Source organism: Flagellimonas sp. 2504JD4-2, from assembly GCF_053642935.1.
This window is the reverse complement of record NZ_JBSIOV010000002.1, coordinates 282,351-305,307: the sequence shown is the minus strand read 5'-3', so window position 1 is coordinate 305,307 and position 22,957 is coordinate 282,351. Positions and strand designations below refer to the sequence as shown.

The following is a 22,957-nucleotide window of genomic DNA, read 5'->3' as shown; positions in this document are numbered from 1 at the left end:
ATTGATAGAAATTGTCCAAGGCCGATCATCCCAGAAGAATTTTGATTACGTCCATTGTCAGTATAGTATTGCTTTCATCTTCTACTTTGCCCGCTTACTCCAAGCAACATGAAGTATTACCGTAAATCCAAACGGGCCATTCATCGATGGGGACACCGCATTGATTAATCGGCTTATCTCCAAACTCTATTTCGATAGTAAGTTTACCAAATAATTCTAGATAGATCTTTTAGAGCATGAAATAACCTCCAAAAAAATAAGATAGGATCTTTACTTTTTAGTGTTCAATCCGTGTAAATCTTATTCAATGAGGTTTCCGTTGCGCCAAGGGGTTTTGAGGTTGAGCCTCTTGGTTGTAGCGGTTTTTAAGACGCACCATCATTAACCTATTATAAATTATCAAAAGAGCCATTTGCCCTGTGGCTCTTTTCTAATTTGAAGTGTTGGTAAGTCATAATAACCCAAGTGTAAGTTTCTGTGCAAAAAACCTACTTTTGTAAAACTAAAACACACTCGTAGATTTTTATTATGTCAGAAGAGATAGAAAGAATAAAAACATTGATTATAGGGTCTGGCCCAGCAGGTTATACAGCGGCAATTTATGCTTCTAGGGCCGATTTGAAACCCGTTATGTATACAGGCATGGAACCAGGAGGACAGTTGACCACTACCACAGAAGTGGACAACTTTCCGGGATACCCTGAAGGTATTGATGGTCCAACCATGATGGTGCAGTTGCAACAGCAAGCGGAACGATTTGGAACAGAAGTGCGCATCGGTATGGTAACAGCTGTCGATTTTAGCGATGAGGTCGGTGGTATTCATAAGATTACAGTCGATGACAGCAAGCAAATTGAAGCTGAGACCGTTATCATATCTACAGGAGCTACAGCAAAGTACTTGAACATCCCAAGCGAGCAGCGTTTAAGAGGGGGTGGAGTTTCAGCATGTGCCGTCTGTGATGGTTTCTTCTATAAAGGTCAAGATGTGGCTATAGTTGGGGCAGGGGACACTGCGGCAGAGGAAGCTTCGTATTTGGCAAATATTTGCACAAAAGTGACCATGTTGGTGCGAAAAGACTATATGAGGGCCTCAAAAGCCATGCAACATCGGGTAAATAGCTTGGATAATATTGAAATACGCTATAATACCGAAGTGGATGAAGTTCTTGGCGACCAGGTTGTGGAAGGTTTGCGTATGGTAAACAATCAAACGGGAGAAAAGGAAGAGATTGCCATTACAGGACTTTTTATCGCAATCGGGCATAAACCCAATACCGATATTTTCAAGGGTCAATTGGATATGGATGACACTGGGTATATCATTACCGAGGGAAAATCCACTAAGACCAATAAACCTGGGGTTTTTGCGAGCGGTGATGTTCAGGATAAGGAGTATCGCCAAGCCGTTACCGCAGCAGGAACAGGCTGTATGGCCGCATTGGATGCAGAACGCTATTTGGCATCGGTAGAGAGCGCAGAAACTGTGGTTTCCTAGCGATTTTCCAAAATATAAAATAAAAAAAGGCACCTATATAAGGTGCCTTTTTTGTTATGGTATGCTGTTTCAATCGATGCGTTTGTAATTTTCGGAAAAGGTGCGATTGCCTTCTTCATCAAAGCTAATTTGACTGTATGTTTCATCGGTCATTTCCAACTCAAATTTGAACACTCTCAAGGTGTCCAAAGCGGACATCATGGTCGCAGAGCCGTATTCCAAAGTTTCAATAAGCGAATCGGCCGTGATTCTGTACGTTCCATAGCCGAACCAATCCAAAGAATCTTTAGGAGCGTGTCTACTCCACATAATCTTTCCGTTATAGTACATTTTTACCTGTCGATAACCATCCGCGGTCGGGACTGTATCCGAAATGTTAACACCATCATCATAGTTATAGAAACTTTGAAGTTCCCAAGTTCCCTCGATAGAGTGCATCGATTCAGGCATTGGAGAAGCTAATTTTGTAGCAGAAATCAAAATCAGCATCAACAAGGCCAATCCAAATATTTTTTTCATGGCAGTATGTGTTTAGAGTTATAGTTTCCTTTCCACTAATAAGATACAATTTTTTTTGTTAAGTGGTTAGCAAACAACGACTTTGATCGAGCTTCAAGTAAGAGCTATGGGCACAAACAAAAAAGACCTGGAGATAACCAGGTCTTTTGTTTTTCCCAAAGGGATATAGTGATTATTTAGTCTAGTATTTATGAACGCTTCCAGAAACAGACTTTTTCGTTTTAACACTGGCCTCTCCTGAATACCGAATATCGGCTCCGCTACTTGCATCAGCTACCAACGATTCGGATACGTTTACGGATATATCAGCACCACTACTGGCGTCGGCATTACACGTTTTGGTAAATAGCTCACGAGCTCTGATATCGGCCCCGCTGCTTGCATCCGCATAAAGTGCATCCGCTTTTCCAGAAATCTTGATTCCGGCCCCGCTGCTTGCATCAGCAGATACTTCAGAGGCTACCAATTCTATCCGTAGATCTGAACCACTGCTCGCGTCGAGTTCGATTTTTTCGGTTTCAATTACATTCTGTGCGATTAGGTCGGCCCCACTGGAGCTTCTAAGTGCGGTAACCTCAGGAAGTGTTACATATACTTTTTTGGTAGCTCTTCCAATGTTCTCTATGGCATGGATACGTAATTTTCCATCTTTGATATCTGTCCCGATGAGGTCGATGATGTTTTCGTCCGCCTCTACGGAAATTTTGAAATCTGAATCTTGGGTTACAAAAACATCAAGTCCTTCAGAGGCAGATACTACAGTGAAATCTTCGGTAACCTTTCGGCTTTCCTCTACTACCTCGCCATTTCCTTTTTTACCGTTGCCAAAATTGACATCCATGATACAGGACGAGGCGAATACGGCCAAAATAAATGCGATTGCTATTCTTGCTAGTGTTGTCATGATTGTTGTTTTAATGATTGATTAAAATTCGTGTTTAAATTGTTTTTTATCTATTAAAGGTTTCCGAACTGTAGAAATCGGGTTCTCAGTTGTCTTTTTCCTCCGCTTTTATTTCAAGTCCGTTCTCATCAAGCTTCATTTTAAAACTATCCGCCCCATCTTCTACGTCGATATTGATACCATTTTTATCAATGATCACTCTTTCGCGTTCTTCGTCCTCATCTTCGATTTCTTCTGGGCAGTCTTGGCATTTAAGTTCACCATCTTCGCCCATGATCCAGGTGTATGCAACGATACCACTTCTGTACAGGTCGCGGTCGTTTCGTATTCCTCTACCAATATGCCCCCTTGTCGATTCCTCAAAAGAAACCACTTTGCCTTCAGGAATGTAGATGGTTGTTGTCACTTCTTGATTTCGTGCCTTATTGGAAGGAGAGGTGGTCAGGTATTCATCAAGAACCACCTCATTCTCCGCAAGTTCATAGTTGTAATTTATTTGCTTTGCTCTTTCCCTTGCCGCCAATGTACTGCTGCCGTGGGAATCTTTCCGGATGTTGAGCTTAACATAGGCGTCATCCGATTTTCTTACCTTGATATCGACGTCGTCAGAAATCAATAGTCGATTGTCGTTATCGTCATAGGTAAATGTCATTCTTCCAAAGTGGATGTCTTCCATACCATAATCAAAATCTGAATCCTTCATTTTAATGGTCAGGGTATCCGACCCTTCGACCATCAACATTTGATCTTTGATATTTACACTGCCTACATTGGCAAACTCAGCTGCTTGTCTTACACCCAAAGTGAACAAGGTTCCTATAGAAATGAGCCATAGACCAAGGAGTGAGAACTTTGCAATGTTGCCGATGGATTTCAAGTTGTTCACCAAAATCTTGAGACCGAGGTACAATAAGAAGAAGAACGGAATGCCAAAGGCAAAGAACAAGAGTATCGACACCAACCATACAGGAGCTCCTGTTGTGTTTACGATTTCATAGAAATCCACACCGGGAAAATGTACGGCATCGAACATACCGACTGTGAACATGGCCACAAATAACCCTATAAGGGTAGAGGCACCAATAATGATCAATAGTATTCCGATAAACTTCCCGAATATTTTAAACAGGAACATGATGATTTCACCAATGGTGTCAAAAAAGGTCTTGGAGCTGCTTTTTACCTTGTTGCCCACTTTTTCGTAGTCAACATTTTTTATACTGTCTGCAACATCATCAAACCCCTCTTTTACTTTGCGTTCTATATTGCTGATGTTGATGGGCTCTCCCGACATATCCAGTTTTTGGGAGGTGGTCGCTGCTTCAGGGACCAAAATCCATAATAGGATATAGGCGATAAGTCCAAAACCGGTAAATACGGCCAATAGGATAAAGATCAATCGAATCCAAAGGGCATCCAGTCCTAGATAGTGCTCCAGACCTGAACATACCCCACCGATATACTTTTGATCCATATCGCGGTACAGCTTTTTGGATTTACGTTCTGTGCGTTTTTGAGTCTTTCTGGGCTCGTCTTCAAAAATATCCTCGTCAACCATGTAATCTTCTGGTTGTCCCATCACATTAATAACCGAATCCACTTCCTTTTCGGTAATGACTTGTCGCTCGTTCTCCATTTTTTCCAAGAAGAGTTCCGCGATTCTTGCCTCGATGTCAGCAATGATTTCATCACTGCCCGGAGTACCGGCAAAGGATCTTTTTAAGGATTCCAAATAACGTTTGAGCTTGTTAAAAGCAGTATCGTCTATATGGAAGAGCGTGTTTGCTAAATTTATATTTACTGTCTTGTTCATTTCTTGATTTATTTTGTGTTGGTTACCAGATTGACTGCATTTCTAAGTTCATCCCAGGTACCGTTGAGTTCGTTTAAGAACAGGCGTCCTGTTTCGGTAAGTGCGTAATATTTTCGAGGCGGCCCTGATGTGGATTCTTCCCAACGATAATTGAGCAGTCCAGCATTCTTTAGCCTTGTGAGCAGAGGATATATGGTACCTTCCACCACCAGCATCTTAGCGTCTTTTAGGGCTCCAAGAATCTCTGATGCGTATTTATCCTTATCATTTAAAATGGAAAGAATACAATACTCCAGAACCCCTTTGCGCATTTGTGCTTTTGTGTTTTCTATGTTCATAACTGCATGGTTCTATTTAATTAACTGTTCGTTTTTTGTTTCCCTTAGCTCCCCTGTGATGAGCAGGGGAGTGGAAACGGTTTTTTGATTGATTGATTGTTGATTGATGATACTTCGTCTACACTCAGTACATGTTTTCGTTTTTTGATTGATGATTAAACTCCTATCGTTTTTTATTTGATGAATTTTATTGTGATCGGATATTTAAAAGTTTCTCCTTCATTGGTTTTTATAGTGGCCAAAATGGTATATACAATGTTGATGACCACCAAGGCAAACTGAAGCAATCCCGAAATTCCGACTGGCCAGAAAAAACGTCCAAACCTAAAATCGTCACTGCTAATGTGAATGTTCAAGTTGTTCAGGTCACTTAATCTATGGAAGTCAAAAACACCCCAGTCGAATAAATCTGGCAGGAAACCAACAAAGAACGGCACACTGATAATTCCAACTAGAATAGAGTATAACAACAGGCTAATTTGAAAATTAAGCGCCTGTTTGCCATTATAATCCACAAATTGATACTCTTTTTTATTTGCGGTCCACAAAATCAACGGAAGTATAAAATTCCCAAAAGGAATAAAGTACTTTGAAAAGGTCGATGCGTGTATGATCGCGGACAAATTTCTTTCGTGTTTGGTTATTGTTGTTGCCATTTTTAATTGATGATTTTTAACTACAAACAGGGTTTACCTATTAGCTTACGATGCAAATATATATCTAAAAGATGGTACTATGCAAAACAAAGTACTAAATATTAACATATATTTAACATATTGAAAATGTCATTATTTTGGTTACTTTTAGCAATGATAAATAATTACAATGGCTCTAAATCCCAGTAAATTCAATAAGTTCACGTTTTTTAAATTACCATCTGCTTGGTGGTGCGGCGTACGGCTGAAGTACATCGATGACCAAAAAGCGATAACTTCTGTAAAACATAAATGGTTTAATCAAAACCCTTTTAATTCTATGTTTTGGGCAGTGCAAGGCATGGCGGCGGAGCTGAGTACTGGAGCAATGGTCATTACGCAAATCAAAAAAAGTGGTAAGCGAATATCCATGTTGGTTGCAAATAACAATGCCACTTTTACCAAAAAAGCTACGGGCAGAATAACCTTTACCTGTGAGGATGGCCATTTGATCAGCGACGCTATTCAAAAAACTATTGAAACAGGGGAGGGACAAACTTTTTGGATGAAATCCACAGGGGTCAACCAAGATGGTGTGGTCGTTTCGACCTTTAACTTCGAGTGGACCATCAGAATTAAGTAGAAATAATGTTTCTATAGGTCAATTTAGTATTGGTTTCTTTCCAACCAATCTCCTTTATTGCATTTTGTTAAATCAACCTACACCAAAAAATGATTAGTAACAAAACGAAAACACTCCCACTAATACTTTCACTAGTTTTTTATTTGACCATTAGTGCACAAAAGAACAATAATTGGCCCCAACCAGCCGGACCTAATGGGGATTGGACTTTGACCACGGAGGATAAAGTTCCAACCGAGTGGAGCGTAACCACAGGTAAAAATGTGTTGTGGAAAGCGGAGTTGCCAGAAGGCGGACAAAGTGGTATCACGATATGGGACGATACTATTTTCCTAACCGTAATGAAACCTATACACCGAATAGAAGAAGGAAAAGGTATTAAAGGAGCTGACGTTCATGGGTTATGCATTGATGCCAAGGATGGCAAAATTATTTGGAAAAAGGAGCTTAAGGGAAGTGTGGATAGCGAATATATGTACGGTTTCAGTGATTCTTCAACCCCAGGACCTGTTACCGATGGCAAGCATGTTTGGTTTTACAATGCAAGCGGGAATTTGAGTTGCTTTGATTTTCAGGGAAACTTGATCTGGGAAAGAACCTGGAATCCTGTTGAAGAGTTGGATGGCGTCCATTTTCCCTTCAACAAACAGTTCGAACCTTTTATTGTAGGCGACCTAATTATTAATATGGAGACCTATTGGAAAAAAGATGGTGATCGAACCTATGGGTGGAACTATTTATATGGCATTGACAAAGGCACTGGCAAGGAAATATGGATTTCTGAAGATGGACTTACACATTACAACACGCCTTTTCTTTCCGAAACTGAAGATGGAAAGCCTGCCATCATGATCGGAAGAGGGGGGCATCATGATGTTCCTGAAAAACCAAAGGGATATTCCTTGATTGATGCGGAAACTGGAAAAAGGTTGTGGCAATATGAAACTGAAGAAGGATTGGCCTTATATAATGCCACTTGGGACAAGGACTATGCCGTGTGGTATACCGAAAAGGAATGTGTTGTCCATATTCTGGATTCAAAGACAGGTCAGCTGCAAAAGAAGGTTTCGTTGACCGACAACGTTGATATCCGTACGTATGATGAAAAGGCTGGAAAATATATTGTGAAAAAAAGTGTGGACATTCAAAAGGATTTGGGGTTGAATGTATTTCCCTCGTGGTACACAAATATTATAGTCGATGATAACCTCTTTTTCCTTTGTTTTAAAGAAGGACATTATAGAAAAGATATCGGTCCAGACTATTCTGTGGGCAAGGTAAATCTACAAACAGGAAAAGCTGAATATCTGGAAGTACCTGTTCATGTTAATTATTCTGATGAAACAAGGACTTATATATGGAATAAAGAGTTGACCACTGAAACCATCAATATTAGAGGACTGGATGTGTCCAATGATAAAAGATCCCGAAGGGATGGTTGGCATTGGAATTTTAACGGAAATCCTATCGTTGTGAACGGGAAACTTTTTTTTACCACTATGCTTGGTGTTGTGTATTGTATAGATGCAAAAACCGAATCATTTGATGAAAGTGCATTTATAAGTCTAAATGATCTTGGTCCAAAAGGAAAAACATGGTCGGTGAACACACCCTCCTTTGCGAACGGCAAATTGTATCATAGAACCTTAAAACATCTCATTTGCATTGGTGAATAGCGACCAGCGCAATTGCTATTGAAAACCCAGTTATCTTTAAAAAGAAAGTTTTCTAATTTCAATTTACACCGAACTATATGACATAACGTTTAAACTTCATATCTTAGGGGAATTACTATTTTTTAGTAATTTCACCATTAACAGTAATTAATAGAAAACTAAACACACATGGGAAAATTTGAAGTTAAAACCACCAGTTCGGGCAAAACAATGTTTAATCTTAAAGCCGGAAATGGTCAGGTGATACTAACTAGCGAACAGTACAATAGCAAATCTGCTTGCGAGAATGGCATCGAATCAGTGAGAACCAATTCACAGAACGATGATCGTTTTGATCGCAAAACTGCTAAAGATGGTAGTCCATACTTTAACCTAAAAGCTTCCAACGGCCAGGTTATTGGAAAAAGTGAGATGTATACTTCTACTTCCGCAATGGAAAATGGGATAGCATCTGTAAAGAAAAACGCACCTGACGCTGCTGTGGAGGATAACTCCTAATAGCAATTGCTATAGGGCGCTATCAGCATGATTTAAAAAAGCAACCAATTTTGGTTGCTTTTTTTTTATGGTTTATACTCAGAATTAGACCCAATTATTCTTTTTGACCAAGAAGGCTCTCAACCTGTTCCAATCTCTCGGATAAGGATTGTAGCTTCGAATTTTCCTGTTTGAGTTGCTGAATTTCTTTTTGCTGCTGAATCGTATATAGGGTGAGTTCCTCAATTTTTTGGAGGAGTTTGGAGTCCATTTCTCCAAGGAAAACCCCATTCTCTTCGACCTCTTTAGCAGTTGGAATGTCTTTTAGATGCCCATTTATATTGATATGTTTTTCCACCTCCTCCAATGTTGGAAGTCGGTAGTCTTTTTCGAATACGTAATCGGGCCAACCTACTAAATCTACTTTGACCTCCTTGGTATGGATATTTCCATTTACGGCCAATCTGGCATCCGGGCTGGTGGTCCCTATGCCAACATACCCATTTTCCTCTATCACCATTCTAGTTTGTTGGGTGCCGCCAAATCCATTGCGGGTCCCAAAAGCTAGCCCATAGTTTGAATTTTCATTTTCAATTCCAAAATCTATGAAAGCTTGGGGAGTTGAATCCACTGTTCTTTGTAATCTTAAAGAGGTGTTATTCCAATTTGTACCATTGCTGTTACGCTTGTTTAGGATTTGAAATTTTGAATTGTTTCCATCCACGCTTCCTTCAATAGTGGTAATCATAGACTGATCCCCTGCTACTGCTCCTAAAGTATTGCCTTTAACATGAAGTCTGTTCACAGGATCTGAAGTGCCAATGCCAACATTCCCTGTGCCATCGAATACCATTTCATCAACTCCATCAGTACGGTTTTTAACAAACAGACCCTTAGTGCCCGCTACAAGTAATTCATATTCATCGTGGCTATCTCTAACAAATCTGAGACCTGAAGGGCCATCTTGTTTTATTTGTAGTTTGGACTGTGGACTTATGGTTCCAATTCCAATATTTCCTCCAAAAGGATTAAGGAGCAAGTCAAATTTAGCAGCTGTTGTTGTTTGCTGTGTTTGAATAAGAGCCTTTAAATTGGTATTGTCTACTCCAAACCTAAGACTAGCGTCGTTACCATCGTTATCAGCTCGCAAGACCAAACCACTATTGGGTAATGTTATTGAACTTGATAGGTTGGCATCTTTTAAAATTTCCAATTTTCCGGATGGAGTAGTCGTTCCTACTCCAACATTATCGGTGGTAGTTAAATTGGTTCCATTATCTGTCCATTGAGCCTGTACGGTTGATAATGTCAAAAGAATTGAGAGAAATAGAATTGTTGTTTTCATATATGTATAATTTTTAAAGACAAGTTTGGGATTGAGATTATTTGGTTTCTAATTTTTCAAGCCGAGATCTTAACTCTTTGATCTCTTTCTGCTGTTCAATCGTATACAACATTAACTCTTCAATTTTTTGAAGTAATTTCGCATTCATTTCTCCCAGTAAAACTCCATTTTCTTCGACCTCTTTAGCACTTGGAATGTCTTTCAGATGTCCATTTGTTTTAATATGATTTTCCACTTCCTCCAATGTCGGAAGGTCATAGTCTTTTTCGAAAACAAAATCTGACCAACCACTTGCTTCTACTTTGACTTCTCTTGCCCCGATGGAGCCCTCAACTGCAAGTTTATGTGAGCCGGTGGAGGTTGTTCCAATACCAAGGTTACCATTATTGTTTAGTTGAAGGTGTACAGTGCCTGAATGATGCAATCGGAAATGGCCAACGCGATTATCAATGCGCCAATCGTTGTACCCCGACGGTCCGTCCAGGCCAATTTCTCCACCTTCAGTAGTAGAAGCGGCATTTACTCGTATTAAGTGATCCACTTGGATTTTTCCATTTACATCCAATTGTTCTTCAGGATCGCTGGTGCCAATGCCAACATTGCCTCCTGCTTGTAAAAAGAGGACATCATTGTTCCAATTGCCTCCATTGTCAGAACTTAACGTAAATCGTAATCCTCCTTGGGTTGTATGCCCACTAATACCTAAAGAAGCCTTGATATCGTTATATGCTCCACCGCTTACCTCTCTTTCAAAAACTAGGGCCCTTGCTCCATCTGAGCTTGCGCCTCCATTCAGGGTTAAAAGATGAGTTGGGTTTGTGGTGCCAATGCCTAAGTTCCCAACGGAGTTTAACCTCATCTTTTCGGTTGTGCTAGTACCAAAGACTATTTTACCGTTAGAGTTTCCAGCAATAAGGTTTAATCCATTGGTATCATTACCAAATAGTGCTGTGGAATTTGCTAAGGTATATGAGCCCCAATTGGAGACGTAATTAGGGTTAAAATGCGCAAGATATCCATAGTTTCCTCCGGATGCAGTTTCACCCATTAACAATATGGTCCTTGAGTTCGCTGTTTGGCTTTGATTCAAAATAAATGCACCTGTTGTACCATCAAAGCTTTTATTAATTTCCAGATTGAGTGCTGGATTGGTGGTGCCTATCCCCACATTATCGGTGGTGGTTAGATTTGTTCCATTATCGGTCCATTGGGCTTTTATGCTTAATACGGATAAAAAGAAAATGCTGAAAAGAATTAAGTTTTTCATAATATTTGAGGATAAAGATGGGAATAGATTTACAGGAATAAACTTAAGCATATTTGAAAGAAAAATCTTATAAATCTAATCCATTTTAAAGTTTTGTAACAAAAAACTGAAACCATCAACTAACAACTGAGTACAATTTGAAATTGTAACCAATCAACGCATAATCTATAATCAACAATTAGAAAATGAACGCACACGAAATAGACTACACAATTTACGGGGAGGAAATGCAATATGTAGAGATAGAACTCGACCCTCAGGAGGCCGTCGTAGCGGAAGCCGGCAGCTTTATGATGATGGATACCGATATTAAAATGGACACCATTTTTGGCGATGGGTCCAATCAAGATTCCGGGGTGTTGGGTAAATTGTTCTCTGCGGGTAAACGCCTTTTGACAGGTGAGAGTTTGTTTATGACCGCATTTCTGAATGTCGGGCAAGGAAAAAAACAGGTAAGCTTTGCTTCACCATACCCAGGTAAAATTTTACCCATTGACCTCTCTGAAAAAGGAGGAAAGTTTATTTGTCAAAAAGATGCTTTTTTATGCGCAGCTAAGGGTGTTTCTGTCGGAATTGAATTCTCTAAACGTCTTGGACGTGGATTGTTCGGTGGCGAGGGCTTTATCATGCAAAAACTTGAAGGGGACGGAATGGCCTTTGTGCATGCCGGAGGAACCATGGCCAAAAAGGAATTGGCACCGGGCGAAGTTTTAAAAGTGGATACCGGTTGTATAGTTGGTTTTTCCCAGACCGTGGATTACGATATTGAATTCGTAGGAGGAATTAAGAACACCGTCTTTGGAGGTGAAGGACTCTTTTTTGCCACGCTTCGAGGACCCGGTACTGTTTATGTACAATCATTGCCATTCAGTCGATTGGCAGGAAGGGTACTGGCCGCTGTTCCAAGAGGTGGTAAAGATAAAGGAGAAGGTAGCATTCTTGGGGGTCTGGGCGACATTGTCATGGGTGACAACAAATTTTAAAGTTCCAAATACCTCATAGAAAGTCGAAAGTAAAAAAACGAAGATGCTTTTAAGTAAGGAATAAAGGATTAATACATTGTATTTCTTACTTTCGACCCATGAATTTCCAAGAACTTTTTGAATTTCTTACCCAACTTCAACAAAACAATAACAAGGAATGGATGGATGCCAACCGAAAGTGGCATAGGTCGCTTCGCAACGATTTTATCCTTTGGTTGGATGATTTGGATTTGACCATGTCGGAGCTGCATGAGGATTACTATCCCACTCCGGGGAAGAACGGCATCAACAGAATCAATAATAACCTAATGTTCCATCCACATAAACCGATTTACAAGGACCATTTTGGCGCGGGTTTGGATAAAGCACCTAAATCGGCCGATTTTTACATTGAAATAGGCCTGAAACAGTGTCTGTTGGCGGGTGGATTTTGGCGGCCCGAACCCAAAATTTTGCGAAGTATTCGAGAAGGAATTGATTATAATGGGGAAGAACTTCACGAGATTTTGAACAAGCCATCCTTCAAAAAACGCTTTGGAGGACTTTATGAAGATGAAAAATTGACCAATGCTCCCAAAGGATTTACCAACAATCATCCACATATAGATCTATTGCGAAACAAGACTTTTGGAGTGGAATGCCAATTTGACAGAAAGGAAGTCTTTCAATCTGATTTTAAGGAAAAAATTAAACTAGTTTATTTGGAAATGCTTCCTTTTCGACAATATTTGAACAATGCGTCATCGGTGTAGGTATGTTATCAGGGGTCAGTGGTCAGTGGTCAGTAATCAGTAATCAGTGGTCAGTAATCAGTGGTCAGTAATCAGTAATCAGCAATCAGTAAGCAGTAAGCAGTGGTCAGTAGTATGCGCTTTTTCCGAAATCCTAAACGCTCTAATCAATGAAATACGGCAACGTCAGAAACATTAAAAAAGAACTTTTATCGGACAATTGGTACTCCCTGAACAAGGTAATCTTTGAGTATCAACGTGAAGATGGGGAATGGGAGGAACAAGTGCGTGAAGCCTATGACCGTGGGAATGGAGCCGTGATTTTGCTGTATAACAAGTCCAAAGGAAATGTGGTGCTTACAAGACAATTTCGAATGCCCACCTATCTGAACGGAAATGAAGATGGGATGATGATTGAAGCCTGTGCAGGAATCTTGGAAAAGGGAAATGCCGAACAGACCATAAAAATGGAAGTGGAAGAGGAGACAGGATATAAAATTGATAAGGTTGAAAAGGTGTTTGAATCGTATATGTCGCCCGGCTCGGTTACCGAGATTCTTCACTTTTTTATTGGTCATTATGAGGAAGACATGCGAGTGAGTGACGGAGGTGGTTCTGCAGAAGAGACCGAAAACATAGAGGTTATGGAGATGCCGTTTTCCAAAGCTTTGAAAATGATGTCCACGGGGGAGATACGGGACGCTAAAACCATCATGTTATTGCAGTGGGCACAAATCAATGCGTTATTCGATTAAGGTTTTAACGACCAATCACCTATGAATATCTCGAAAGTTGCCTTGGGAGGCGGATGTCATTGGTGTACCGAAGCTGTTTTTTTATCGCTCAAGGGAGTAGTAAAGGTCGAACAGGGGTTTGTTTCTCCCAAAGAGGATGAAAATGCTTTTTCCGAGGCTGTTGTGGTAAGCTATGACAGTGCGCTGATCTCAATGAAGGATTTGATAACGGTTCACCTACATACCCATAAAAGCACTTCTGCGCATTCATTTCGAAACAAATATCGATCTGCTGTCTATGTTTTCTCAGAGGAGGATTTTGATAGAGCATCCAATATTTTGAAGTTATTGAATTCCGATTTTGATCAGGAACTGATTACCAGTGTACATTACTTCAATCAATTTAAACCATCCGAAGAGCAGTTTCACAATTACTACTACGCAAATCCCGAAAAGCCCTTCTGTGAAACCTATATTTCACCAAAACTGCAAACCATTCTGAACAAGTTTGGCGATTTGGCGGATGAGGAAAAGATCAATGCTTCTCGTGAAGCGATTTAAGAAGCACGTACATCTGTGACCGGACTTCACTACTGGGAATTCTAAAATGATTGTTCATAAAACTGAAAATCAATAGTTTTCCAGATTTCGTTTTTAAATACCCGCTGAGATTGTAATTATTTCCGAAGGAACCTGATTTGGCAAAAATGAAGGGTTCCATAGTGGGGTCCTCCCATTTTGAAATGGTTCCCGTGGCATCCCAATTGGGAAATAGTGTGAATAAACGTTCGTGATCTACTTCTTGATATAGTTTATCCAAGATTTGGACAAAAGATTTAGGCGTGAATAGGTTATATCTGGACAAACCGGAACCATCGACCCAACGAGGTGGATGTTCCAAATTGGCAAGTTCGTTCTCCAACATATGCTCCATAGCCCTTCGAATGCCAAGCGTATCAGAAAGCGTAGACGAAGCCGTCATCATAATTTGTTCTGCCAAAAAGTTATCGCTTACGTGCATCATTCTTTTATAAATGGAATCGGATTTGATACCATAAAGAACTTCTTTGGGCTCATTGGGTAAACTGTCCAGTATGGTAACCTCTTTCTTCAAAACGGATTCCAAAAGATTTTTTATCACATCATCTTTGACAATAAAAGGTGTGTGAATTGTGTCTTGTCGTTCAGGATTCAAATAAAATTGATTATTGAATTCATCCCTGCCGGTACCTGAATGCCTTAGCTGAAGGCTATCCATAAAGAAAAGGGGAGACGCTTCCAAACCATCAATATTGGATATGGATACTACATTCCCATAAATCGGGAGGGAGCTCCTCTCGGCCGAAAAATAATACGGATAGTCCTCCCATGCCCATCCAGGCCCAAATCTCTCGTCTTCTGTATTGGCAAGGTATAGGGCAATGTTCTTTTTCCCATTTAAAAACTGAATACCGGTACTATCCTGCAGATATGGATGTAACCACGAGGGATCTCCGGTGGGAACAACAAAAATGGAATCATTTTTTTCGAGATATTTCAACGTTGGAAAATGCTCGGGAAGCATTTTTAGACCTGTGTAGAGAGTGACAATTTTGGTGTTGCTGGCTGGAGTGAAATATTTGTCGCCATGGGTATCGTACAAAACCTTTTTTGTCTGGGCATCCATGACTACCAATCCATGAAAAGAATTCTGAAGCCTATTTTCAGTAAGCCGATTGTCAAATTTTGCCAAGCGGGATGAAGAACAGCCAAAAAGAAGGAAAAATCCTGCTAATACTATGGGGGCCAGACTCTTAACTTCTTGATTGTAGGCTAGGTACATTTTGTGGTTTATCGAATTTAACACGAAATTATTTAATTTTTAACCTCATTTAAGTGTAATAAAGGTCGGTTTTTCGTAATTTAGGCGTACAACCTTTAATTCAAAATAATCAAATTTCTATGCCCAGAGCAATGTTAGATTACACCAAAACTGTACTTCAAAAAGTTAGTTTTGATGCAAAACTCTTCGCTAAAGAATTGAAGAAAGCCGTTTCAAGGTTATTACCAAATGAAATCGAAGAACTCAAGATCTGGTTACAACAATTTATATTGGACAAACCAGAATTACAACCCACCATGTTACTAATTAAAAATTAACAAGAGCCGCTTTTAGCGGCTTTTTTCTTTTAAGTTCAGTTAGTTTTTTCCAAGGGGACTTATAATTTCCACATCCTGAAAGGCGATGGCACCCCTTACAATGCTGGAGATTACTTCCTTCAACGCTTCTGTAATCTGTATTTTAAGTTCGCTCTTATGATAAATAAGACTTATCTCCCGCGCAGGAGAGGGCTTTTTAAATTGTTTTAAGTGCTGCCTTTTCTTTTGATCCAGTTCAAGGGTATTCAGATAGGGTAGCAGGGTCATGCCCATACCTTCATCTGATAAGCTTACTAAAGTCTCAAAACTTCCACTTTCAATCTTAAAATGCTCTTGCCCCAAATTTCTTGGTGACTGGCATAGATTGATGACACCATCCCTAAAACAATGCCCATCTTGCAGTAAAAGAATATCACTGACCTCAAGGTCCTCGGTAATCAACTGATCTTTTGGAGATAACCTATGGTTTTCGGGGACATAACCAACAAAGGGCTCGTAATACAATGGACGCTCCTTGATGAATTCAATCTCCAAGGGAGTGGCCGCAATTCCGGCATCCAGGTGCCCATCTAAAATGTTTCGTATCAACGCATCCGTTGGCTGTTCCTTGATAATCAGGTTTACCTTCGGATATTTTTTAATAAAAGTTCCCAAAAACATGGGCAACAAAGTTGGCATCACCGTTGGAATTATTCCGATGGTATAATCACCCCCGATGAACCCCTTGTCTTGGTCAACAATATCCTTAATGCGCTCTGCTTCCGCTACAATATTTTTTGCTTGGGCCACAATTTTTTTCCCCACTTCAGTAATGGAAATGGGTTTTTTACTGCGGTCAAATATCAAAACATCCAGCTCGTCCTCAAGTTTTTGTACCTGCATACTCAAAGTAGGTTGGGTAACAAAGCTTTTTTCCGCGGCCAGGGTAAAGTTTTTGTATTCGGCCACTGCAAGTACATACTGCAACTGCGTAATTGTCATTTAGTATAGGTTTGAGAAATAAAAATATAAAAAACCATCAATAATATTTATAATAAAAATTGAAAAGCGATGGGAAATTCTTAAGCTAAGCTCTTTCGAAACTTTACGTGATTAATTTCCAAATCTTTATATTTATTTTCTGCTGAACCACCAAAAGGGAGCAATGACCACAACCGAACTAAATCATCTCGTGGATTTTCTGAAAAGGGTCCCATTTTTTTCTGAAGTCGACAAAGCGTCTTTGCTGCAATTATGCAAGGATGCGGAAACAGAAAGTTTTGAAAAAAATGACTGCATTATCGAAAAAGGTGCCGTGGGAGATGGGATGTATGTTATTTTGGAAGGGAAGGTTAAAGTTCATGATCAGAGCCATTTATACAGTACGTTGCTGCCAACAGATTGTTTCGGGGAATATGCACTTATTGATGAAGAGCCCCGATCAGCTTCCGTCACAGCATTGGAGGACACCTCATTGCTCAAAATTCAACCAAAAAACTTCGTAGATCTCGTCTCCACCGACATGGGTTTTACAAAAGGTGTGCTGTCGGTTTTAATCAAAAGACATCGAGAACTGGACATTATTCAAGAAAGTTTGGCCGCTTCAAAGAAGGAAATCGAACTGTCAAATTCAAAAATGTTGGGTTTGATTGATGGCGCTATGGACGCCATCATAATGTTTGATAGCAGCTTTAAAATTGTTTTGGCAAATGCATCTGCCAATGTCATTTTGGAGAATGAGGACGTCATCAAGCGCAATGTGCTTTTCTTTTTGGATGAGGACAGTGCCGACATGCTGGAGTCTCTGGTCGAAGCCCATTTAAGTGGGGAAAAGAAGGGTATGAACACCTATCTGCCATCAGAAGTGAAAGTAATCGGTTCCAATGAAACTGAAACTTTGAACGAAGGAACCATAAGCACCTATGGGGTTGAAGGAGATACCTTTTACACCTTGATTCTTAGAAATATTGATGATAGGGTATTAGCGGAACGGAAAATTAGTTCGCTAACAAATCAAGCTAAATATCTACAGGAAGAAATAAAACAACTGACCAACGATTATGGGATTATAGCCCAAGACCGTACCATGGCCGATGTACTCGATTTGGTGGAGCAGGTAGCGGCCACGGAAGCAACAGTTCTGATTCAGGGAGAAACCGGAACAGGAAAAGAACTTGTGGCCAGGGCGATTCATAATGCAAGTGATAGGGCGGAAAAACCATTGATACGGATCAATTGTGGAGCTATACCCGCAAATTTGATTGAAAGTGAATTGTTCGGCCATGAAAAAGGAGCCTTTACAGGTGCCACCACAAGCAGAAAAGGACGGTTTTTATTGGCGGATAAAGGAACCATCTTTTTGGATGAAATTGGAGAACTGCCCATAGACTTGCAACCCAAACTGCTACGTGTAATCCAAGAAGGGGAATTTGACCCTGTCGGAAGTTCGGAAACCATCAAAGTGGATGTACGGATAATAGCTGCAACCCACAGGGATCTGTTAGAATTTTCGAAAACAGGAAAGTTCAGGGAAGATTTGTATTATAGGTTGAATGTGTTTCCGATTGTTGTTCCGGCCCTGAAGGATAGGGGAGATGATGTTTGTTTGATAGCCGACCGAATGGTTAAACAGTTTTCCAAAAAGATGAACAAATATGTCGAACCCTTGACAGAGGACCAGAAGAAGTTGTTCCTCGAATATGATTGGCCGGGCAATGTCAGGGAGCTACAAAATTTAATTGAACGAGCCATTATTGTTTCAAACAATGGTCAAGTCAATTGGCAAAACATAATTCCCCATGGCAGTTTCGCGAAAACAGAAACCGAAAGCGCCCAATCAAATCGCACTTTAACCGCAAAGGAAATGGTGCAATTGGAAAAAGAAAACATTCTCAAGGCATTGCGGCAGACCAATTGGAAAATTTCTGGTGAAAATGGAGCAGCCGCACTATTGCAACTACGACCAACCACCTTGACTTCCAAAATAAAGGCACTGGGCATCGTACGCCCGGTATAATTCACGAGATTTCATAAATATACTAACGATATTTCGTTAATTAACGAAATATCGTTAGTATGAAATATTATAAATACCATTGTAATCATTTGATTTTGAGATAGTTATATTTTTTGGCACGCCAACTGCATTAACTATGGCAAATGCAAAAAATTAATCTTTAAAAACTAAAAAAATGATTACAACAGCAAACATTAAAAACGGAGTAAACGTAGATCAATTGGTAGAAACCATCAATCACGTTCAAGAAGAACCATCTTTGGCAAAATTCGAGTTTAGAGCCAAAACCAACTGGATCGATGGAGGTCATTGTGTAACTAGTATCAAGGACTATTACGGTGTTGGTGCTGAGCATACCGAGCGAAGCAAGGATGCTTTCACTATGGAAGCCGACCACGTTGAAGTACTTTTAGGAAAAGACTTGGCACCTAACCCTGCTGAAACTGTATTGCACGCTTTAGGTTCTTGTCTTACAGGCGCAATGGTGTACCATGCCGCAGCCAATGGAATCGATATCGAGGGAATGGAAGCTTCTTTGGAAGGTGGTGTGGATTTACACGGTTTCCTTGGATTGGATCCTGAGGTAAGAAAAGGATTTAACGGAATCAAGGTTAAATTCAAAGTAAAATCTGATGCTTCTGAAGAGCAATTGAGAGCTTTATCACAATTCTCTCCAGTATTTGACATGCTTACCAATCCAACTCCGGTTTCTATCGAGTTTGAAAAGTAAAACTGAAATAAGCCGCCCAAACGGGCGGCTTATTCATCCTCCCACAATTTCCACACCTCCTAAAAATGAAAAATCAGCGTCAACATATATTCAATGGGAATCAGGCAACGGCCCATGTGGCTTATAGAACCAATGAGGTTTGTGCCATTTATCCGATTACCCCTGCTTCTGAAATGTCCGAGCTGGTCGAGGAGTGGAGCGCCAACCACCTAGAAAATGTTTTTGGCAATATTCCTTCAGTATTTGAAATGCAGAGTGAGGTCGGAGTAGCCGGAGCCATGCATGGCGCTTTACAAACGGGTTCATTAGCAACCACTTTTACGGCCTCTCAGGGCCTTTTGTTGATGATTCCCAATATGTACAAAATTGCCGGAGAATTGACTCCAAATGTAATCCATGTGGCCACCCGGTCGGTAGCGACCCATGCATTGTCCGTATTTGGGGACCACAGCGATATTATGGCCGCCCGGAACACGGGATATGCATTTTTGGGATCCTGTTCGGTGCAAGAAGCCATGGATATGGCCTTGATTTCACAGACTGCATCGCTTTCCTCTAGAATTCCCTTTGTACATTTTTTTGACGGATTCAGAACTTCACACGAATCAGCAAAAATTGAAATCATCCCCGATCAGGTGATAAGAACCATGGTCGATAAAAAATTGATAAGTGCTCATAGAGATAGAGCTCTTAACCCAAACAATCCTGTTGTTCGAGGTACTTCCCAAGGTCCTGACGTATTTTTCCAAAGTAGGGAAACAACCAATCCGTATTACAACACTTGTCCATCAATCGTTCAGAATGAGATGGACAAATTTTTCGAATTGACAGGACGACAATACAAACTTTTTGATTACGTGGGCCATTCAGATGCAGAGCAAGTGATTGTCGCCATGGCATCAGCTACAGAAACTATTGAGGAGACCATAAAAACGTTGAATGCAAAGGGTGAACGCATCGGATTGATCAAAGTACGGCTGTTTCGCCCCTTTAGTACTGAGCATTTGATTAAGAGCATTCCATCAACTTGCCGAAGCGTTGCAGTCTTGGACCGTACCAAAGAACCTGGGTCGGCCGGAGAGCCACTTTATTTGGATGTAGTTCAGTCACTGTTTCAAGCTAGGGATACCTTCGACAAGCTTCCAAAAATAATTGGAGGTCGGTATGGATTGAGTTCTAAAGAATTTACTCCATCTATGGTAAAGGCCATTGTGGAGAACTTGAAATTGGCAACACCTAAACATGGTTTCACTGTTGGGATTCAGGATGATGTGACCTTTACTAGCCTTGTTAGTGATGAAAACTTTCAAATGCATTCGGAGTATCACCAAGCACTATTTTATGAAACCAAGACGACAGAAACCGCTAAAAACTTCAATCAATATTTGAAACTGTTGGGCGCAAATACAAATACGTATGTTCAAGGGTATACTGAATGTGATTACAAGAAATCAAATTCAAGAAGCGTTTCCCATTTACGTACCGCTTCGACCCATATTAAGGCTCCCTACCTGATTACTGACGCAGATTTTGTAGTATGCGAATCCGTTTCATTTTTAAAAGAGGATTCCGTATTGGAGCTCACAAAACAGAACGGGAAAATTTTGGTGGAGTCTAAGCTTAATTCCAAAGAATTATGGGAAATGCTGTCCCATGCACAGCAAAGCATCGTACAGTCAAAACAAATAAAACTATATCTGGTCAATACCAATCAGTTGCCCAATCTCATAAATATTGATGAATACTTTATATCAAGATTGCAGGCTTGTCATTTGTCGCTAACGGATACATTTTCACATCATCCGAACATGGATTGCATACACAGGTGCATTCAAAAGGTTGATACTACTATGCTGTCATCCAAAGAAACAACAGTTATGGACGATACTTTTTCCAAAACTTTATTGGGACAACTGATGGCGCAAAAAGGGAATAAGATTCCAGTTAGTTTATTGCCCGAGGATGGAACCTTTGAAAGCAATACTTCCATTTTCAATAAGAGAGAAGAAGTTGCAGAACTTCCCATTTGGAATACGGATTTATGTACACAATGCGGCGCATGCAGCATGGCTTGCCCGCAGGGAGCGTTACGTATAAAGGCATATGGTCAAGAGCATTTGAATCAAGCTCCGACCCAATTCAAATCACTTGAATTTGCTGAGGATATGGATGGTTTCGATTTGTTAAACTATACGGTACAGGTAAATCCAGACCAGTGCACATCCTGCAACAACTGCGTGGATGCTTGTGCCGCAAAGGCATTATTTACTACAATTGATAGCGCTGAAATCCAAGAGGAAAAAGAAAACTGGGAATTTTTTGAGACCATTCCGGAATTTGATAGAACAAAAATTGATGTCACCAAAATAAGCCAACAACAATTACAGGAGCCACTTTTTAAATATGCCATGGGAGTTGATGGTTGCGGGGAAGCGCCCTACCTAAAGTTGATATCACAATTGTTTGGTGACCGTATGTTGGTCGCCAACGCAACGGGAGCGAGCTCTATTTTTGGAGGGGCATTACCAACTACACCATGGTCAAAAAACCAAGAGGGGAGAGGTCCGGCATGGTCCAACTCTTTGTTCGAGGATAATGCCGAATTCGGATTGGGGTTTAGGTTGACTTTAGACCAACAGGAAGCCCAGGTAAGAAAAACACTGAAAAAATTAGAGAACCAATTGAACAAGGAATTGGTTCAGGAAATACTCAATGCTTCGCAGGATACAGCATCCGAAATTGCTTTGCAAAGAGCTCGTATCGAAAGACTAAAAGCGCTTTTGGAGATGTTGGATGATACTGAAGCAGCATTCCTTATGAAAAACGTGGACAACCTGGTCAAAAAAAGTGTATGGATTGTTGGAGGGGACGGTTGGGCATACGATATCGGATATGGTGGCCTGGACCATGTTTTGGCCTCAGGTAAAAATGTGAACATTCTGGTCTTGGACAACGAAGTATATTCCAACACCGGTGGACAGATGTCCAAAGCCACACCTTTCGGGGCCTCTGCAAAATTTGCGGCAAAGGGAAAACAGAAACAAAAGAAAGATTTAGGTCTTTTGGCCATGAACTATGACGATGTTTACGTGGCATCCGTTGCCATTGGTGCAGACCAAGAACAAACCTTAAAAGCATTTATTGAAGCCGAAAAACATGATGGACCTTCATTGATCATAGCATATTGCCATAGCCCGGCACACGGTATCGATATGAAAAATCCATCGCAGTACCACAAAGCGGCAGTGGAATCCGGACAGTGGTTACTTTATAGAAATGACCCTTTGAGAAAATTAAAAGGATTGAACGCATTGAAACTGGACTCGTATACGCCAGTCCTGCCGATTGCTGAATATTTTAGAATGGAAAAACGATTTGAAGTGCTGTTCGAACAGGATTTGGAAACCTTTGAGGCCATGATAGCCCAAGCACAGGAATGTATCAACCGAAGATTTGCAAACTATAAGCTTCGAGCATTGATGGATGTATCAGCCCTTTATGAAAATGCTACTTCCGTACTTTCCTAGCGTA

Annotated in this window: 21 protein-coding genes; 12 read left to right on the top strand and 9 right to left on the bottom strand. The window is 40.5% G+C overall.

Features of this window, described 5'->3' with window-relative positions:
* Positions 1-528: 528 nt before the first annotated feature.
* Complete coding sequence (gene trxB, locus ACULLH_RS08100; protein ID WP_454088239.1) at positions 529-1,497, top strand: thioredoxin-disulfide reductase; 969 nt, start codon at positions 529-531, stop codon at positions 1,495-1,497.
* Between the two features lie 69 nt (positions 1,498-1,566).
* On the opposite strand, the gene ACULLH_RS08095 is transcribed toward trxB, so the two are convergent.
* From ACULLH_RS08095 to ACULLH_RS08075, 5 genes are all read right to left on the bottom strand, one after another.
* Complete coding sequence (locus ACULLH_RS08095) at positions 1,567-2,016, bottom strand: hypothetical protein (RefSeq protein WP_454088238.1); 450 nt, start codon at positions 2,014-2,016, stop codon at positions 1,567-1,569.
* 181 nt (positions 2,017-2,197) lie between these two features.
* Positions 2,198-2,920: a head GIN domain-containing protein gene (locus ACULLH_RS08090; RefSeq protein ID WP_454088237.1), complete on the bottom strand. Its 723-nt coding sequence runs from the start codon at positions 2,918-2,920 to the stop codon at positions 2,198-2,200.
* Between the two features lie 85 nt (positions 2,921-3,005).
* Entirely contained in the window at positions 3,006-4,733 is a 1,728-nt protein-coding gene (locus ACULLH_RS08085; RefSeq protein ID WP_454088236.1) for a PspC domain-containing protein, read from the bottom strand.
* A gap of 8 nt (positions 4,734-4,741) precedes the next feature.
* Positions 4,742-5,071 carry a PadR family transcriptional regulator gene (locus ACULLH_RS08080; protein WP_097045933.1) on the bottom strand — a complete coding sequence of 110 codons (330 nt, stop codon included), beginning with the start codon at positions 5,069-5,071 and terminating at the stop codon, positions 4,742-4,744.
* A 173-nt stretch (positions 5,072-5,244) separates the two neighbouring features.
* Complete coding sequence (locus tag ACULLH_RS08075) at positions 5,245-5,727, bottom strand: DUF4870 domain-containing protein (protein WP_454088235.1); 483 nt, start codon at positions 5,725-5,727, stop codon at positions 5,245-5,247.
* Positions 5,728-5,896: 169 nt separating this feature from the next.
* Between ACULLH_RS08075 and ACULLH_RS08070 the strand changes: the two genes are divergently transcribed.
* From ACULLH_RS08070 to ACULLH_RS08060, 3 genes are all read left to right on the top strand, one after another.
* Positions 5,897-6,349: a DUF4442 domain-containing protein gene (locus ACULLH_RS08070; RefSeq protein ID WP_454088234.1), complete on the top strand. Its 453-nt coding sequence runs from the start codon at positions 5,897-5,899 to the stop codon at positions 6,347-6,349.
* Between the two features lie 89 nt (positions 6,350-6,438).
* The gene (locus ACULLH_RS08065) at positions 6,439-8,025 is read left to right on the top strand and encodes an outer membrane protein assembly factor BamB family protein (RefSeq protein ID WP_454088233.1); all 1,587 of its coding nucleotides are present in this window, start codon (positions 6,439-6,441) and stop codon (positions 8,023-8,025) included.
* A gap of 168 nt (positions 8,026-8,193) precedes the next feature.
* The gene (locus ACULLH_RS08060) at positions 8,194-8,523 is read left to right on the top strand and encodes a YegP family protein (RefSeq protein ID WP_454088232.1); all 330 of its coding nucleotides are present in this window, start codon (positions 8,194-8,196) and stop codon (positions 8,521-8,523) included.
* A gap of 94 nt (positions 8,524-8,617) precedes the next feature.
* Here the strand turns inward: ACULLH_RS08060 and ACULLH_RS08055 are convergent, their stop codons facing one another.
* Together ACULLH_RS08055 and ACULLH_RS08050 are read right to left on the bottom strand one after the other, a co-directional pair.
* Positions 8,618-9,847 carry a hypothetical protein gene (locus ACULLH_RS08055; protein WP_454088231.1) on the bottom strand — a complete coding sequence of 410 codons (1,230 nt, stop codon included), beginning with the start codon at positions 9,845-9,847 and terminating at the stop codon, positions 8,618-8,620.
* 37 nt (positions 9,848-9,884) lie between these two features.
* Positions 9,885-11,114: a hypothetical protein gene (locus ACULLH_RS08050; protein WP_454088230.1), complete on the bottom strand. Its 1,230-nt coding sequence runs from the start codon at positions 11,112-11,114 to the stop codon at positions 9,885-9,887.
* A 185-nt stretch (positions 11,115-11,299) separates the two neighbouring features.
* Between ACULLH_RS08050 and ACULLH_RS08045 the strand changes: the two genes are divergently transcribed.
* The 4 genes from ACULLH_RS08045 (at position 11,300) to ACULLH_RS08030 (ending at position 14,123) form a co-directional block, all read left to right on the top strand.
* Positions 11,300-12,097 (top strand): TIGR00266 family protein, encoded by a 798-nt coding sequence (locus ACULLH_RS08045; protein ID WP_454088229.1) that lies wholly within the window; start codon positions 11,300-11,302, stop codon positions 12,095-12,097.
* A gap of 98 nt (positions 12,098-12,195) precedes the next feature.
* On the top strand, positions 12,196-12,849 hold the full coding sequence (locus ACULLH_RS08040) for a DUF2461 domain-containing protein (RefSeq protein WP_454088228.1): 654 nt from the start codon (positions 12,196-12,198) through the stop codon (positions 12,847-12,849).
* Between the two features lie 149 nt (positions 12,850-12,998).
* The gene (locus ACULLH_RS08035; protein WP_454088227.1) at positions 12,999-13,583 is read left to right on the top strand and encodes an NUDIX domain-containing protein; all 585 of its coding nucleotides are present in this window, start codon (positions 12,999-13,001) and stop codon (positions 13,581-13,583) included.
* Between the two features lie 21 nt (positions 13,584-13,604).
* Complete coding sequence (locus ACULLH_RS08030) at positions 13,605-14,123, top strand: peptide-methionine (S)-S-oxide reductase (protein WP_454088226.1); 519 nt, start codon at positions 13,605-13,607, stop codon at positions 14,121-14,123.
* On the opposite strand, the gene ACULLH_RS08025 is transcribed toward ACULLH_RS08030, so the two are convergent.
* On the bottom strand, positions 14,098-15,384 hold the full coding sequence (locus ACULLH_RS08025) for a D-alanyl-D-alanine carboxypeptidase (protein WP_454088225.1): 1,287 nt from the start codon (positions 15,382-15,384) through the stop codon (positions 14,098-14,100). The genes ACULLH_RS08030 and ACULLH_RS08025 overlap by 26 nt on opposite strands.
* 119 nt (positions 15,385-15,503) lie before the next feature.
* On the opposite strand from ACULLH_RS08025, the gene ACULLH_RS08020 reads away from it, so the two are divergent.
* Positions 15,504-15,701 carry a hypothetical protein gene (locus ACULLH_RS08020; protein WP_454088224.1) on the top strand — a complete coding sequence of 66 codons (198 nt, stop codon included), beginning with the start codon at positions 15,504-15,506 and terminating at the stop codon, positions 15,699-15,701.
* Between the two features lie 39 nt (positions 15,702-15,740).
* Here the strand turns inward: ACULLH_RS08020 and ACULLH_RS08015 are convergent, their stop codons facing one another.
* The gene (locus tag ACULLH_RS08015) at positions 15,741-16,682 is read right to left on the bottom strand and encodes a LysR substrate-binding domain-containing protein (protein ID WP_454088223.1); all 942 of its coding nucleotides are present in this window, start codon (positions 16,680-16,682) and stop codon (positions 15,741-15,743) included.
* Positions 16,683-16,845: 163 nt separating this feature from the next.
* On the opposite strand from ACULLH_RS08015, the gene ACULLH_RS08010 reads away from it, so the two are divergent.
* The 3 genes from ACULLH_RS08010 to ACULLH_RS08000 all read left to right on the top strand — a co-directional run bounded on the left by ACULLH_RS08010 (position 16,846) and on the right by ACULLH_RS08000 (position 22,953).
* Complete coding sequence (locus tag ACULLH_RS08010; protein ID WP_454088222.1) at positions 16,846-18,696, top strand: sigma 54-interacting transcriptional regulator; 1,851 nt, start codon at positions 16,846-16,848, stop codon at positions 18,694-18,696.
* Positions 18,697-18,871: 175 nt separating this feature from the next.
* Positions 18,872-19,426 (top strand): OsmC family protein, encoded by a 555-nt coding sequence (locus tag ACULLH_RS08005; RefSeq protein WP_454088221.1) that lies wholly within the window; start codon positions 18,872-18,874, stop codon positions 19,424-19,426.
* A gap of 65 nt (positions 19,427-19,491) precedes the next feature.
* The gene (locus tag ACULLH_RS08000; RefSeq protein ID WP_454088220.1) at positions 19,492-22,953 is read left to right on the top strand and encodes a thiamine pyrophosphate-dependent enzyme; all 3,462 of its coding nucleotides are present in this window, start codon (positions 19,492-19,494) and stop codon (positions 22,951-22,953) included.
* The last annotated feature ends 4 nt before the right edge of the window (positions 22,954-22,957 follow it).

What these genes read in the sequence shown, in the direction of transcription:
- ACULLH_RS08020 (WP_454088224.1), top strand. Translation starts at nt 15,504, where the DNA reads ATGCCCAGAGCAATGTTAGATTACACCAAAACTGTACTTCAAAAAGTT.
- ACULLH_RS08095 (WP_454088238.1), bottom strand. Translation starts at nt 2,016, where the DNA reads ATGAAAAAAATATTTGGATTGGCCTTGTTGATGCTGATTTTGATTTCT.
- ACULLH_RS08025 (WP_454088225.1), bottom strand. Translation starts at nt 15,384, where the DNA reads ATGTACCTAGCCTACAATCAAGAAGTTAAGAGTCTGGCCCCCATAGTA.
- trxB (WP_454088239.1), top strand. Translation starts at nt 529, where the DNA reads ATGTCAGAAGAGATAGAAAGAATAAAAACATTGATTATAGGGTCTGGC.
- ACULLH_RS08040 (WP_454088228.1), top strand. Translation starts at nt 12,196, where the DNA reads ATGAATTTCCAAGAACTTTTTGAATTTCTTACCCAACTTCAACAAAAC.
- ACULLH_RS08050 (WP_454088230.1), bottom strand. Translation starts at nt 11,114, where the DNA reads ATGAAAAACTTAATTCTTTTCAGCATTTTCTTTTTATCCGTATTAAGC.
- ACULLH_RS08035 (WP_454088227.1), top strand. Translation starts at nt 12,999, where the DNA reads ATGAAATACGGCAACGTCAGAAACATTAAAAAAGAACTTTTATCGGAC.
- ACULLH_RS08055 (WP_454088231.1), bottom strand. Translation starts at nt 9,847, where the DNA reads ATGAAAACAACAATTCTATTTCTCTCAATTCTTTTGACATTATCAACC.
- ACULLH_RS08015 (WP_454088223.1), bottom strand. Translation starts at nt 16,682, where the DNA reads ATGACAATTACGCAGTTGCAGTATGTACTTGCAGTGGCCGAATACAAA.
- ACULLH_RS08000 (WP_454088220.1), top strand. Translation starts at nt 19,492, where the DNA reads ATGAAAAATCAGCGTCAACATATATTCAATGGGAATCAGGCAACGGCC.
- ACULLH_RS08085 (WP_454088236.1), bottom strand. Translation starts at nt 4,733, where the DNA reads ATGAACAAGACAGTAAATATAAATTTAGCAAACACGCTCTTCCATATA.
- ACULLH_RS08075 (WP_454088235.1), bottom strand. Translation starts at nt 5,727, where the DNA reads ATGGCAACAACAATAACCAAACACGAAAGAAATTTGTCCGCGATCATA.
- ACULLH_RS08010 (WP_454088222.1), top strand. Translation starts at nt 16,846, where the DNA reads ATGACCACAACCGAACTAAATCATCTCGTGGATTTTCTGAAAAGGGTC.
- ACULLH_RS08045 (WP_454088229.1), top strand. Translation starts at nt 11,300, where the DNA reads ATGAACGCACACGAAATAGACTACACAATTTACGGGGAGGAAATGCAA.
- ACULLH_RS08060 (WP_454088232.1), top strand. Translation starts at nt 8,194, where the DNA reads ATGGGAAAATTTGAAGTTAAAACCACCAGTTCGGGCAAAACAATGTTT.
- ACULLH_RS08065 (WP_454088233.1), top strand. Translation starts at nt 6,439, where the DNA reads ATGATTAGTAACAAAACGAAAACACTCCCACTAATACTTTCACTAGTT.
- ACULLH_RS08030 (WP_454088226.1), top strand. Translation starts at nt 13,605, where the DNA reads ATGAATATCTCGAAAGTTGCCTTGGGAGGCGGATGTCATTGGTGTACC.
- ACULLH_RS08090 (WP_454088237.1), bottom strand. Translation starts at nt 2,920, where the DNA reads ATGACAACACTAGCAAGAATAGCAATCGCATTTATTTTGGCCGTATTC.
- ACULLH_RS08070 (WP_454088234.1), top strand. Translation starts at nt 5,897, where the DNA reads ATGGCTCTAAATCCCAGTAAATTCAATAAGTTCACGTTTTTTAAATTA.
- ACULLH_RS08080 (WP_097045933.1), bottom strand. Translation starts at nt 5,071, where the DNA reads ATGAACATAGAAAACACAAAAGCACAAATGCGCAAAGGGGTTCTGGAG.
- ACULLH_RS08005 (WP_454088221.1), top strand. Translation starts at nt 18,872, where the DNA reads ATGATTACAACAGCAAACATTAAAAACGGAGTAAACGTAGATCAATTG.